This is a genomic window from Pseudomonas sp. GL_117 (assembly GCF_057835125.1).
Genome location: NZ_CM174418.1, coordinates 1,010,060 through 1,023,844, shown reverse-complemented (window position 1 = coordinate 1,023,844; position 13,785 = coordinate 1,010,060). Strand labels below are relative to the sequence as shown.

At 61.3% G+C, this 13,785-nt stretch carries 11 protein-coding genes; 2 read left to right on the top strand and 9 right to left on the bottom strand.

What is annotated here, in order from left to right:
- Positions 1 to 61: 61 nt before the first annotated feature.
- Positions 62 to 1,408, bottom strand: a complete 1,347-nt coding sequence (gene pmbA, locus AC3ISR_RS04440) for a metalloprotease PmbA (RefSeq protein ID WP_192297681.1) — start codon at positions 1,406 to 1,408, stop codon at positions 62 to 64.
- Between the two features lie 108 nt (positions 1,409 to 1,516).
- On the opposite strand from pmbA, the gene yjgA reads away from it, so the two are divergent.
- Positions 1,517 to 2,038 carry a ribosome biogenesis factor YjgA gene (gene yjgA, locus AC3ISR_RS04435; RefSeq protein WP_025856302.1) on the top strand — a complete coding sequence of 174 codons (522 nt, stop codon included), beginning with the start codon at positions 1,517 to 1,519 and terminating at the stop codon, positions 2,036 to 2,038.
- Between the two features lie 47 nt (positions 2,039 to 2,085).
- On the opposite strand, the gene tldD is transcribed toward yjgA, so the two are convergent.
- The 8 genes from tldD to mreB all read right to left on the bottom strand — a co-directional run bounded on the left by tldD (position 2,086) and on the right by mreB (position 13,288).
- Positions 2,086 to 3,528 (bottom strand): metalloprotease TldD, encoded by a 1,443-nt coding sequence (gene tldD, locus AC3ISR_RS04430; RefSeq protein ID WP_053131569.1) that lies wholly within the window; start codon positions 3,526 to 3,528, stop codon positions 2,086 to 2,088.
- 16 nt (positions 3,529 to 3,544) lie between these two features.
- Positions 3,545 to 4,393 (bottom strand): carbon-nitrogen hydrolase family protein, encoded by an 849-nt coding sequence (locus tag AC3ISR_RS04425; RefSeq protein ID WP_192297682.1) that lies wholly within the window; start codon positions 4,391 to 4,393, stop codon positions 3,545 to 3,547.
- Positions 4,394 to 4,441: 48 nt separating this feature from the next.
- Positions 4,442 to 8,257, bottom strand: a complete 3,816-nt coding sequence (locus AC3ISR_RS04420) for a YhdP family protein (RefSeq protein ID WP_463983235.1) — start codon at positions 8,255 to 8,257, stop codon at positions 4,442 to 4,444.
- A gap of 42 nt (positions 8,258 to 8,299) precedes the next feature.
- Entirely contained in the window at positions 8,300 to 9,757 is a 1,458-nt protein-coding gene (gene rng, locus AC3ISR_RS04415; protein WP_010213134.1) for a ribonuclease G, read from the bottom strand.
- A gap of 70 nt (positions 9,758 to 9,827) precedes the next feature.
- The gene (locus AC3ISR_RS04410) at positions 9,828 to 10,424 is read right to left on the bottom strand and encodes a Maf family protein (RefSeq protein WP_192297684.1); all 597 of its coding nucleotides are present in this window, start codon (positions 10,422 to 10,424) and stop codon (positions 9,828 to 9,830) included.
- 50 nt (positions 10,425 to 10,474) lie between these two features.
- Positions 10,475 to 10,963 (bottom strand): rod shape-determining protein MreD, encoded by a 489-nt coding sequence (mreD, locus tag AC3ISR_RS04405; protein WP_192297685.1) that lies wholly within the window; start codon positions 10,961 to 10,963, stop codon positions 10,475 to 10,477.
- Complete coding sequence (mreC, locus tag AC3ISR_RS04400; protein ID WP_463983375.1) at positions 10,963 to 12,111, bottom strand: rod shape-determining protein MreC; 1,149 nt, start codon at positions 12,109 to 12,111, stop codon at positions 10,963 to 10,965. The genes mreD and mreC overlap by 1 nt, the downstream gene beginning before the upstream one ends.
- Positions 12,112 to 12,250: 139 nt before the next feature.
- On the bottom strand, positions 12,251 to 13,288 hold the full coding sequence (mreB, locus tag AC3ISR_RS04395) for a rod shape-determining protein MreB (protein ID WP_002555108.1): 1,038 nt from the start codon (positions 13,286 to 13,288) through the stop codon (positions 12,251 to 12,253).
- Positions 13,289 to 13,487: 199 nt separating this feature from the next.
- Between mreB and gatC the strand changes: the two genes are divergently transcribed.
- A complete protein-coding gene (gene gatC / locus AC3ISR_RS04390) occupies positions 13,488 to 13,775 on the top strand; it encodes an Asp-tRNA(Asn)/Glu-tRNA(Gln) amidotransferase subunit GatC (RefSeq protein ID WP_192297686.1) in 288 nt (95 codons plus the stop codon).
- Positions 13,776 to 13,785: the final 10 nt, after the last annotated feature.

The following is a 13,785-nucleotide window of genomic DNA, read 5'->3' as shown; positions in this document are numbered from 1 at the left end:
CACAAAAAAGGCGCGCCATCAGTGATGATGGCGCGCCTTTTTTGTTGAAGCGTCGGGAGGGTCAGCTGCCAGCGACAGTCATCCGCTCAATCAATACCGAACCTGTGTGAATGTTGCTACGCCGTTCCAGGTCGTTACCCACCGCGACGATTTGCTTGAACATGTCGCGCATGTTGCCGGCGATGGTCACTTCCTGGACCGCGAACTGAATCTCGCCGTTTTCCACCCAGAAACCCGCCGCACCACGGGAGTAATCACCGGTCACCATGTTCAGGCCATGCCCCATCAACTCAGTCACCAGCAGGCCACGCCCCATGCGACGCAGCAACGCCGCCTGGTCTTCATCGCCATGGGTAACGAACAGGTTGTGCACGCCACCGGCGTTGGCCGTGCTCGGCAGGCCGAGCTTGCGGCCGGAGTATGTCCCCAGCACATAGGACACCAACTCGCCGTTTTCGACGAACGGTTTGGCATAGGTCGCCAGGCCATCGCCGTCGAACGCCGAGCTTCCCATGGCACGCATCAGGTGCGGGCGCTCATCGAGGGTCAACCACTCCGGGAACAGCTTTTGCCCGATAGCGCCCTCAAGGAACGACGACTTGCGGTACAGGTTGCCGCCGGAAATCGCGCCGAGGAAACTGCTGAACAAACCACCGGCCAACTCCGCCGAAAACAACACCGGCACTTCGCAAGTTGGCACCGGTCGCGCGCCCAAGCGGCTGGCGGCACGTTGTGCGGCGCGCTGGCCAATGCTGACCGGGTCCGCCAGCAACTCGCCCTGGCGGCTTACGTCGTACCAGTAATCACGCTGCATCTGGCCGTTGGCTTCAGCGATCATCACGCAGCTCAGGCTATGGCGAGTGGAGGCATACCCCCCTACAAAACCATGGCTGTTGCCGTAGACACGACAACCCTGATGCGTGCTCAACGTGGTGCCATCGGCGTTCTTGATGCGGGCATCTGCATCGAACGCAGCGGCTTCGCAGGTCAATGCCAGTTCAATGGCCTGCTCTGGGGTAATGTCCCAGGCGTGGAACAGATCGAAGTCTTTCAAGTCCTTGGCCATCAGCGCTTTGTCGGCCAGGCCCGAGCTTTCATCCTCGGAGGTGTGCTTGGCAATCGCCAAAGCGGCGGCGACGGTTTCGCGGATCGCCTCCGGGCCGCTCGCCGATGTACTGGCCGAACCTTTGCGCTGCCCTACGTACAAGGTGATGCCAAAACCCTGGTCGCGGTTGAACTCAACGGTTTCCACTTCCCGCTGGCGTACCGATGTCGACAGCCCCTGCTCCAGCGACACCGCCACCTCACAGGCACTGGCCCCCTGGCGCTTGGCCTCGGCAAGGATCTGCTCGACTTGTTCCTGCAGTGCCGGTAACGCTTGCGGGCCGACGCTTTGGGCTGCACTCATGGTTTTCTCCACTCAAATTCTGCTTTCGGTTAAGGCCATCGAGCGACCGGGCCGGACAAGCGGCCCCCGACTGGTTATCATGGCGGCGTTTCTTTGCGGACTGCCACCATGGTTGATTCTTACGACGACTCCCTCGATGGGGAGAAAAGCAAAACCCAGGTCAAACGTGAGCTGCATGCTCTGGTTGACCTGGGCGAGCGCCTTACAACGCTCAAGAAAGACTTGATTGCAAAACTGCCATTGACCGACGAAATGCGCCGGGCTCTTGCAGACGCACCCAAGCACACCGCGAATATCGCGCGTAAACGCCACATCATGTTTATCGGCAAGCTGATGCGCGATCAGGACACTGACGCCATTCTGGCCTTGCTCGATCAAACCGATGCCTCCACTCGCCAGTACAACGAACGCTTCCATAACCTGGAACGTTGGCGTGACCGCCTGATCTCGGGCGACGACGCCGTGCTGGAGAAATTCGTGCTGGACTACCCGGACGCGGACCGCCAGCAATTGCGCTCCCTGATCCGCCAGGCCCAACACGAGCTGGCGCATAACAAGGCGCCGGCCACCAGCCGTAAAATCTTCAAGTACATCCGTGAGCTGGACGAGACTCAACGCGGTCTGCGCTGATCCTCTTCCCCGGGTGGCGATCTTCGCCACCCGAAGCTCCACCCTTCCTACGAGCCCGTGCCTCCCACGGTGATCGCATCAATTTTCAGCGTTGGCTGGCCGACACCCACCGGCACCGACTGCCCATCCTTGCCGCATGTGCCCACGCCGCTGTCCAGCGACAGGTCGTTACCGACCATCGACACCTTGCTCATGGCTTCCGGCCCGTTGCCAATCAACGTTGCGCCTTTGACCGGCGCGGTGATCTTGCCGTCTTCGATCAGGTACGCCTCGCTGGTGGAGAACACGAACTTGCCACTGGTGATGTCCACCTGGCCGCCACCCAGGTTGGCGCAGTAGATTCCGCGTTTTACCGAGGCGATGATTTCCGCCGGGTCGCTTTCGCCACCGAGCATGTAGGTGTTGGTCATGCGTGGCATCGGCAGGTGCGCATAGGACTCGCGACGACCGTTGCCGGTACGTGCCACGCCCATCAGACGAGCGTTGAGTTTGTCTTGCATATAGCCCTTGAGCACACCGTTTTCGATCAGCGTGGTGCATTCGGTTGGAGTGCCTTCGTCGTCGACACTCAACGAGCCACGGCGCCCGGCCAAGGTGCCGTCATCGACAATGGTGCACAGCTTGGACGCAACCATCTCGCCCATGCGCCCGCTGTAGGCCGAGCTGCCCTTGCGGTTGAAGTCACCTTCCAGACCATGGCCCACGGCCTCGTGCAGCAATACGCCGGACCAACCCGATCCCAACACCACCGGCAACGTACCGGCCGGGGCCGGAATGGCCTCCAGGTTCACCAGCGCCTGACGCAGCGCTTCACGGGCATACCCCATGGCGCGGTCATCAGTGAGGAAATAACGGTAGTCGGTACGCCCGCCACCGCCATGCCCGCCGCGCTCCCGGCGGCCATTCTGCTCGACGATCACACTGACGTTGAAGCGCACCAGCGGCCGTACATCCGCCGCCAGGCCGCCATCGGTGGAGGCCACCAAGATGCGCTCCCACACACCGGCCATGCTCACGGTGACCTGCTGGATACGCGGGTCAAGGGCGCGGGTAGCCGCGTCGACACGCTTGAGCAGCTCGACCTTCTCCGCACGGCTGATCACTTCCAGGGGGTTATCGGGCGCATACAATTGCGCCACGTCCTGGGTACTGAACGCCTGCACCGTACCGTTTTGCCCGGCACGGGAGATCGAACGCGCCGCACGCGCCGCCAGGCCCAAGGCTTCCAGGGTGATCGCGTTGCTGTAGGCAAAACCGGTTTTTTCTCCGGATTGCGCACGCACGCCTACACCTTGGTCAAGGTTGAAACTGCCTTCCTTGACGATGCCGTCTTCAAGGGCCCAGGACTCGGAGATCTGCCCTTGGAAATACAGGTCAGCCGCGTCGATACCCGGCCCGGCCAGATCGCCCAGCACGGTTTGCAAGCTTTCGATGGTCACGCCACCAGGTGCCAGGAGGTGTTCACTGACTGAGGACAACAACTCGCTCATAGGTTTGGCCTTAAATTCATCGTTCCGAAGCAGGCCGCTGTGCGCCCTGCGAGAAAAAACGCCGGTGGCTGACCACCGGCATGCGCGCCCGTATCGACGCTTGTTCACTGCTATCGCGTTCGGCCAACAACACCGCTTCGCCTTGATCCTGTTGCGCCAGCACCCGCCCCCACGGGTCAACGATCGCTGCGTGACCGTAGGTTTCCCGCGGCCCCGGATGCACGCCGCCCTGGGCGGCCGCCAGCAGGTAACACTGGGTTTCGATGGCGCGTGCGCGAATCAGCACGTCCCAGTGCGCCGCGCCGGTCACCGCGGTAAACGCCGAAGGCGCGGTAATCAATTCAGCCCCTGCTGCACGCAACTCGCTGTACAGCTCGGGGAAGCGCAGGTCGTAACACACCGTCAGGCCCAATCGCCCCACCGGCGTGTCCGCCACCACCACGTTGCTGCCGAAAGCATAGTCGTCGGATTCACGATAACGACCACGCGCGTCGGCAACGTCCACATCGAACAGGTGCAACTTGTCGTATCGGGCAACGATTTCGCCCTGGTCATCGACCAGCAGCGAACAGGCGTTGGACTTGGCGTACGGCTGATCCCTGGGCGGCAACGGCAAGGTGCCAGCCACTATCCATAAGGTGAGGTCACGGGCAGTCTGTTTCAACCACGGCAGGATCGGTCCTTCGCCCAATGCCTCGGTCCGGCCGATATCGGCCACATCACGCCGGCCCATGGCGGCAAAGTTTTCCGGCAGCACCGCCAGCTTCGCCCCCCCTGCCGCCGCTTGCTCCAGCAGGCGCCGGGCCTGGGCAAGATTGGCCAGCACATCGCTCTGGCTGACCATTTGAATTACCGCAAAGGACATGGGCCGACTCTCCGTAATGGGCGTGCGACCATGCTACTCCACAGGCTCTCAGTTTGGCTTTTCAAATGGCTTGTCGAAGGTGATTTTTGGATCCTTCCACGGCCCCTCGACTTTGTATTGCACGCTGGCGAAGCGCGAAACGCGGTCACCGATCAACTTGTCGATCAGGAACAACGCCCCACCAATCGCCGGAGCCCCCACGATCAACGCGGCAATCGGCAGGTTGTTGGTGACCGGCAATGTCACCAGCAACTTGGCGTCGACACGGTCGGCCACCAGATCCAGGGTGCCGTTAAGCTCAAGGTTGGTCGACGGCCCGGTCATGGTGATCGGTTCGCGGGTAACGAACACGCCATTACTGGCAGCCAACAGGCCTTTGACCCGGTCATAACTCAAGCCCTTGCCGAGCAAGTCGGAAAAGTCCAGGCGCAACCGGCGCCCGATGGAGTTGAAGTTGAGCAGGCCAAACACACGCAGGGCCTGGGCGCCGCCTTCCACTTCAACGAACTGACCGCTGCGAAAGGATGCGTCCAGGCTGCCGGAGAAACGTTTCGGCCCCACATAGGCCGGCGAGCCCGGCCAGCGCCCGTCCACGTCCAGATGGAAGTCCTTGCTGGTGACGGTCGGCGCATAACCCCAGCCCTTGAGTACATCGCCGATATTCTTACCGTCCAGGCGCCCCTTGTACCAACTGCCGCTGCTTCCCGGCGCGCCTTCCCAGCCGCCATCACCCTTGAGCTGCATGCCCTTGAGGCCAAGGTCCAGATTGGTGAAGGCCAAACCCTTGGTTGTCGGGCGGATCTTCAACGACCACGCGCCGATCAAATCCGGCCCCTGGAACAGCTGGTCGATGGCAATGTCGAGCGCGGGAATATCCTTGGGGTCGATGTCGGCCAAAGGGTCCGGGGCGTTTTCATCGGCCTGTACGCTCGGGTCCACGGCCGGCAGTTTCACATACTGCAGGTTGATCGCAATCGGCGCGCCCTTGGCGTCCGGCAGGTTCACCGTGCCCTTGGCCTGCTGGCTGTCGAGCTGCAGGCCCCACGCCGCGGGTTTGCGGTCCAACTGCAATTTGACCTGATCGAACTGGGTGCCAAAGCCGGTCAGCTTGCCGACCTTGAAGTCGGCGCCGCTGAGCAATTGCTTGGCGCTGCCGCCCGGGTCGTTGCCCGCATAACGGTCCACGAGCTTCTTCCACGGGTCGAGATCCAGTTCCGACAAGACTCCGCGAATGCGCAGGCCTTTGACTGTCGGCAACAGCGCATCGCCATCACCGAGGAACAACTCGCCCCGGCCGTCATTGAACTTGTCCGGCGGCGCCGCGAAGGTGAAATTCGCCAGCTCGCCATAATCGAACCAGTAGCGGCGCTCGTTACCCTGCAAGGTCATGCGGAACACACTGTCACGCCCCTGGCTGGCTGGCATGCCAAAGGGCGCTGGTAAATCCACTGCCACGCCCTTGAGGTTGGAGCTGACCATCAGTTGACTGTCGGCACCGTCAAGGTTCAGTTGCAGCTGGTACGGAATATCGCCGGACACCGGCAACGGCTGGCTGATTTTCAACCAGTCCGTCAGCCGCTTGACCGTGACCTGCCCTTTGGCCGTCACGCGCGTACTGATATTGCCCGGCTTGCCGCCGGCAACAATCTGCGCACTGATCGGCCGGTCGAACGCCTGGGCCGTGATGTTCTGGCCACTGAGGCCCTTGGCGCTGTCGAAGCGGAAATCCCCCTTGAGCTGGGTCAGGTCCAAGGTGGGCTCGGCCAATTGCAGGCGGGACTTGTCGGTCTTGAAGTCCACCACGATTTTCGGTTCGGCGCCTTTGGCCAGCGGTATGTCCAGATCCAGGCTGCCTTGCAGGTCGCCCTCGCCCTTCCAGCCGGCAAACGTCGAAGCCGTGCCGATCGGCGCTTCCTGAAGGATCTTCAGACCATCCCCCAGGCCGCCGGCAAAACCGCCGGTGAGCAGCAGGTGGCTGTCCTTGTCCGCCGGCGCATGGGGAATATTGACGTAGATGTCGTTGACCTTGGTGTCGAGCAATTGCCCCTTGCTGGCCAGGATGCGCACACCGCTCTCTTCGACGAACACTTCACCCGTGACCTTGCTCACATGCGGCCAGCCTGGCTGGAACGCCAGTTCGGCGTCATGCACCTTGAAGAACAGGCTGATATTGCGCGAGGCGGGCAACGCATCGTGGTTGAGCGAGCCCTGGTATTGGAAGAACCCCTCGTCGACCGCACCTTTGAGAATCGCCGTGCGCAGCCATTCATCCAGCGCCGGGCTCAACACCGCCGGCAGGTATTTGGAGGTGAAGCGCCCGTCGCCATCGACCATGCCGACCCGCAGGTCCATGTAGTCTTCGCGGCTTTGGTCAAAACTCAGGCGAATCAAGAAATCGGCAGCCACTTTGCCCTCTTCGCCCAGCACCTTGATATACGGCGCGATCAGGGTGAAGCCATCTTTATCCAGCTTCCACGTCAGGCGCGCATTGGCCTGGATGTACTGCCAGGGTTTGGCAAAAATGGGATCCAGGTGCAGGGAAAAGTCCCTGCTGTCCATGCGCAGTTCGCCATGGCCAAGGTCACCGCTGATACTGCCGGAAATGTTACGGGCAGCCGGGGCACCGAAGTAGGCGTCAAACCCCACACGTTCGAGATTGGCGGCGAAACTGAGTTTTTGATCCGTGGTGTCCTGAGGACGGAAATCCACCAGCACATTGCGCAGCAAGCCAATCGCCTTCAGGTGCTCGATGGTCGTGGCGAAACCTTCGGGCAACGGCGCCAGGGCATTGAGCAACGGTGTGATGGGGGTCAGGTCCAGGCGGTCCGCCTGAAGCTTCCACACCTCCTGGTCCTTGTCGGTGGCCAGGCTTTGCTGCAATTGCACGCGCGATTCCCAGCGGGTCTCGCCCAGGTTCATCGCCAGCGAGTCGAACAGCACCGTAAGACCGCTATCACTGCGTTGCAGGTAGGCGTTGAGGGCCAGGTTTTCAATGTGCACCGGCTTGCGCTCGGCGTAGCTGCCCTTGATCTGTGGCGAGTTGAGGCGCACCACCGCGCTTTGCACGGTGCCCTTGGCCCAGGTCAGCCAGAATTCGCCGCCGGCCTTGAATTGGGTGAGTTTCCATTGCTGCGTCAGCTTGGCCGGAATCCACTTGGCCCAGTCGCTCTGGGGCAGGCTCAGGTAGGCCTGTGCTTCAGCGTCTTGCCATTGGCTCGCACGAATCCGCGTGCGCAAGCTCAGTGCCAGGGGCTGGCCGTCAGGCAGGGTCAGGCGCGCGTCCAGGCGCTGGCGGGTGATGCCGGTATGCAAGCTCAGGCCGACATATGTCAGGGTCAACGGGGGCTGGTCGAAGGGTTGCAAGGTCACCTGGCTGTCGAGCAGTGACACACGCTTGACCATCTGCATACGCTGGAGCAATTGCTGTGGGTCCAGCGGCTGGTCATCCTGCACCGGCAGGCCTTGCAGCGCCCAGCGGCCGTTCTTGTCTTCCTTGACGCTGAGTTGCAGGCCACTGACTTCCAGATGTGCGATGCGCACTTCACGCGCCATCAGGCTGGCCCAGATGTCCGGCACCACTTCGACCTGATCCAGGCGCAAGGCACTGCTGCCCTCGCCCAGCATCACGTCGTGGGCCAGCAGCATCGGCGCAAAGCCGCTCCAACGGCCTTCAAGGCTGCCAATGTGCAGCGGCATGTCCACCGCCGCCTGGGCCTTGGCCTCGACTTCGGCGCGATATTCGGCCACCAGCGGGGTCAATTCGCGCCCCAGGCTCACGTACACCGCCGCCAGTACCAGCAGCAACGCGCAAAGGCCCAGGCCCCAACGGGTCAAAGCGGCAAAAAAGCGTGTCAGACGCTCCATGTCAGGCGACCCTCAAGACAGTCAAAAGTAAGCGAATGGGGATCAGAGCAGCACCACGTCGTATTGTTCCTGGGAATACATGGTTTCAACCTGGAAACGAATTGTGCGTCCGATAAACCCCTCCAATTCGGCGACGTTGCCGGACTCTTCGTCCAACAGACGGTCGACCACTTTCTGGTTGGCGAGCACTCTATAACCTTCGGCCTGGTAAGCCCGAGCCTCTCGTAGGATTTCCCGGAAAATCTCGTAGCAAACGGTTTCCGGAGTCTTCAATTTACCGCGCCCCTGGCAACTGCTGCACGGCTCGCACAGCACTTGCTCAAGGCTTTCGCGGGTGCGCTTGCGGGTCATCTGCACCAGGCCCAGCTCGGTGATGCCGATAATGTTCGTCTTGGCGTGGTCGCGCTCCAGTTGCTTCTCGAGGGTGCGCAGCACCTGACGCTGGTGCTCTTCATCTTCCATGTCGATGAAGTCGATGATGATGATCCCGCCCAGGTTGCGCAGGCGCAGTTGACGGGCAATCGCAGTGGCCGCTTCGAGGTTGGTCTTGAAGATGGTTTCCTCGAGATTGCGATGCCCCACGAACGCGCCAGTGTTGACGTCGATGGTGGTCATGGCCTCCGCAGGGTCCACCACCAGATAGCCACCGGACTTCAGTGGCACTTTGCGTTCCAGGGCTTTCTGGATTTCATCTTCAACGCCATACAGGTCAAAGATCGGCCGCTCGCCAGGATAGTGCTCCAGGCGATCGGCAATTTCCGGCATCAGCTCGGCAACAAATTGCGTGGTGCGCTGGAAGGTTTCCCGCGAGTCGATGCGAATTTTCTCAATCTTGGGGCTGACCAGATCGCGCAGGGTACGCAGGGCCAGGCCCAGGTCTTCGTAGATGACACTGGGTGCGCCGATGGTCTTGATCTGTGCGCCGATCTGGTCCCACAGGCGCCGCAGGTAACGGATGTCCATGAGGATTTCATCGGCACCGGCACCTTCGGCGGCGGTACGCAGGATGAAACCGCCAGCTTCCTTGATGCCTTCGGCCGCCACACAGTCGCTGACCACCTTTTTCAGGCGCTCGCGCTCGGCTTCATCTTCGATCTTCAGGGAGATGCCGACGTGGGCGGTACGCGGCATGTACACCAGATAGCGCGACGGAATCGACAGCTGCGTGGTCAGGCGCGCGCCCTTGGAGCCGATGGGGTCCTTGGTGACTTGCACCACCAGGCTCTGCCCTTCGTGCACCAGCGCGCTGATGCTCTCTACCGCCGGGCCTTCGCGCAGGGAGATTTCCGATGCGTGGATAAACGCTGCACGGTCCAGGCCGATGTCGACGAATGCCGCCTGCATGCCCGGCAAGACACGCACCACCTTGCCTTTATAGATATTGCCGACGATCCCGCGCTTTTGGGTGCGCTCGACGTGCACTTCTTGCAGAACACCGTTCTCTACCACCGCCACGCGTGATTCCATCGGCGTGATATTGATCAGAATCTCTTCACTCATGGCTGGGTCTCGTTCAGGCGTTTTCACAATAGTGACCGATCGCTTAGGGCTGGGCGCTGGGGTTAGGCGTTCAGCGCGCGGTAAGGTGTTGCCAACAGGGTATGCCGAATTGACCGAGCAGTTGCGCGGTTTCGCACACCGGCAGGCCTACCACGGCGGAATAACTGCCATTGAGCCCGGCGACAAACACCGATCCAAGCCCTTGAATAGCATAGCCGCCCGCCTTGTCCTGGGGTTCGCCACTGTGCCAGTAGGTTGTAGCTTCCTCGACAGAAATACTGCGAAAACGTACACGACTGCTTACACAAACAGTTTCGCAGCGCTGGCCATCGGTCACGGCAATGGCAGTGAGCACGTCATGTTCACGCCCCGCCAGCGCCATCAACATGGCCAGGGCATCGGCTTGATCCACGGGTTTGCCGAGGATCTGGCCGTCGACAATGACAGCGGTGTCGGCACCCAGCACACAGGCACCCGAGGCGTGTTCAAGCGCAGCCAAACCCGCCGCAGCCTTGCCGCGCGCCAGACGCTCGACGTAGGAAACGGCGGATTCGTGGGTAAGAGGAGTTTCATCAATCGCGGCGCTGACCACGGTGAAGGGCACACCGATCTGGGTCAGCAACTCACGTCGCCTCGGGGAGCCCGAGGCCAGATAAAGCGAATTCATGCAGACTCTCCCTGTAGGACTCGATAACCAGGCAGAGCCTCGCAATCCATTCAATTGATTTTATAGCGACGACGTAACCCACGCAGGCCAAAACTGATCCAGGGCCACAGCAGCGCACTGACCAGCGCCGGCAATACCAACGCGAGCGTCGGCTGGCGGTTACCCGTCAGGGCACTGAGCCATAGCTGCACCAACTGCGCCAGGCCGAAGATCACCAGGATCACCAGGCACTGCTGCCACATCGGAAACATGCGCAAACGCTGCTGCAACGACAGCACCAGGAACGTAATCAGCGTCAGGATCAGCGCGTTCTGGCCCAGCAAGGTGCCATACAGCACGTCTTCCGCCAAGCCCAGGAACAGCGCGGTGACCATGCCGATCTTGTGCGGCAGGTTCAGCGACCAGAAGGCCAGCAGCAATGCCAGCCAGAGCGGACGCAGGATTTCCATGAATTGCGGCAACGGAGAAACGCTGAGCAGCAAGCCGACCGCGAAGGTCAACCAGACGATCCAGCCATTGCGCGAATGAGTACCGGCCATTATTCCTCCCTCTGCCGCGTGGTTGCCGGAGCCGTTGCCGCTGGACGGGCAGCCGGCGTTGCAGCAGGCGGTTTGGTCGCAGGCGTGGCAGTCGCGGGCGCCGAAGCAGGTGGTTTGGTGGCCGCCGGCTTCACCGCGTGCGCGTTGTGCGCAGCTGGCTTGACCGGCGTCGCGACCGGCGCGGCGGCAGCGGGAACGGCCGCAGGTGTGGCCGATGGCGCAGCGGCAGGCTTGGGCACCGTCGCAGGGACGATCGGCGTGGTGCCGTTCTGCTTGTCTTCGGCTTCCTGGGCTTGGGCGGCATCGTTGGCGCGTTCTTCCGGGGTGCGGTTGTCGCTGAACACCAGCAGCAGATAGCGGCTGCGGTTCAAGGCGGCAGTCGGCACGGCACGGACGATGGCGAATGGCTGGCCGGAGTCGTGGATCACTTCCTTGACCGTCGCCACCGGATAACCCGCCGGGAACCGTTGACCCAGGCCGGAGCTGACCAACAGGTCGCCTTCCTTGATGTCGGCGGTATCGGCTACATGACGCAATTCCAGGCGTTCCGGGTTGCCGGTGCCGCTGGCAATCGCACGCAGGCCGTTGCGGTTGACCTGCACCGGAATGCTATGGGTCGTGTCCGTCAGCAACAGTACGCGCGAGGTGTAGGGCATCAACTCGACCACCTGGCCCATCAAGCCACGGGCATCGAGCACCGGTTGACCGAGGACCACACCGTCGCGCTCACCTTTGTTGATGATGATGCGATGGGTGAAGGGGTTGGGGTCCATGCCGATCAACTCGGCGACTTCGACCTTCTCGTTGACCAGCGCGGAAGAGTTGAGCAACTCGCGCAGCCGAACGTTCTGCTCGGTGAGGGCCGCCAGCTTTTGCATGCGCCCCTGCAGCAGCAGGTTTTCAGTCTTGAGTTTTTCGTTCTCGGCGACCAGCTCGGTGCGGCTGCCAAATTGGCTGGCCACGCCCTGGAACAGCCGTTGCGGCAGGTCGGTGATCCAGTAAGTCTGCATCAACACCAGCGACATCTGGCTGCGCACGGGCTTGAGCAGTGCGAAACGGGCATCGACCACCATCAGCGCGACCGAAAGCACGACCAGCACCAACAAGCGCACGCCCAATGAGGGGCCTTTGGCGAAAAGCGGTTTAATAGGCCGCTCCTCCCAGGCAAATGTTCTCTTTACTCATACGGCATCTAACCGGCCTGGATGCAGGTTGAAGAAGATAAACGCCAACAGGCAGCACTGCAAAGTGCTGCCTGTTGGCGACGCATGAACCGACCAACGAAGCTTATTCGCTGGAGAGCAGGTCCATGGTGTGTTTATCCATCATTTCCAGTGCACGACCACCGCCACGGGCAACGCAGGTCAGCGGGTCTTCGGCAACGATCACCGGCAGGCCGGTTTCCTGGGCCAGCAACTTGTCCAGGTCGCGCAGCAAGGCGCCACCGCCGGTCAGCACCAGGCCACGCTCGGCGATGTCGGAAGCCAGTTCCGGCGGCGATTGCTCCAGGGCGCTCTTCACAGCCTGAACGATGGTGGCCAGGGACTCTTGCAGAGCTTCCAGCACTTCATTGGAGTTCAGGGTGAAGGCACGTGGAACACCTTCGGCCAGGTTGCGACCGCGAACATCGACTTCGCGCACTTCGCCGCCCGGGTAGGCGGTGCCGATTTCCTGCTTGATGCGCTCTGCGGTGGATTCACCGATCAGGCTGCCGTAGTTACGGCGCACATAGGTGATGATCGCTTCATCGAAGCGGTCGCCGCCGACGCGGACGGATTCGGCATACACCACACCGTTCAGGGAGATCAGGGCGATTTCGGTAGTACCACCACCGATATCCACCACCATCGAACCGCGGGCTTCTTCAACCGGCAGGCCGGCACCGATCGCAGCGGCCATTGGCTCTTCGATCAGGAAGACTTCGCGAGCACCGGCACCAAGGGCCGATTCACGGATGGCACGACGCTCCACCTGGGTGGACTTGCACGGAACGCAGATCAGCACACGCGGGCTGGGCTGCAGGAAACTGTTTTCGTGAACCTTGTTGATGAAGTACTGCAGCATCTTCTCGCAGACGCTGAAGTCGGCGATCACGCCGTCTTTCATCGGACGGATGGCGGCAATATTGCCTGGTGTACGGCCGAGCATGCGCTTGGCCTCGGTGCCGACGGCAACGACACTTTTCTGATTACCATGGGTCCGAATGGCCACAACCGATGGCTCATTCAGAACGATACCGCGCTCGCGCACGTAAATAAGGGTGTTGGCAGTGCCCAGGTCAATGGAAAGATCGCTGGAAAACATGCCACGCAGTTTCTTGAACATGGGGAAAGGACCCTAGGCAACGCGTGGGTAAAAAAGTGCGGCAAACTCTAACAACGACAGGGATTTTGGGCAAGGCGCCAATGTGCTAAATTGGCCGACTTTCTACGCACCAACCCCCACAATCGCGGCCATATGACCGTAGAAATGCGGTAGTGTTCCGACAATCTAACACACGGACGCCTTTCCACTGGAGAATCCCATGGCGCTTGAACGCTCCGACGTGGAAAAAATCGCTCACCTGGCCCACCTGGACCTGGTTGAAAGCGAAATTCCACAAACCACCGCAGCCCTGAACAGCATTCTCGGGCTGGTTGACCAAATGCAGGCCGTGAATACCGACGGCATCGAGCCCCTGGCTCACCCACTGGAAGCCAGCCAGCGCCTGCGCGCAGACGTCGTGACCGAACGTAATAATCGCGAGGCCTACCAGTCCATCGCACCAGCGGTCGAAAACGGCCTGTATCTGGTTCCGAAAGTCATCGACTAAAGGGAAAGAG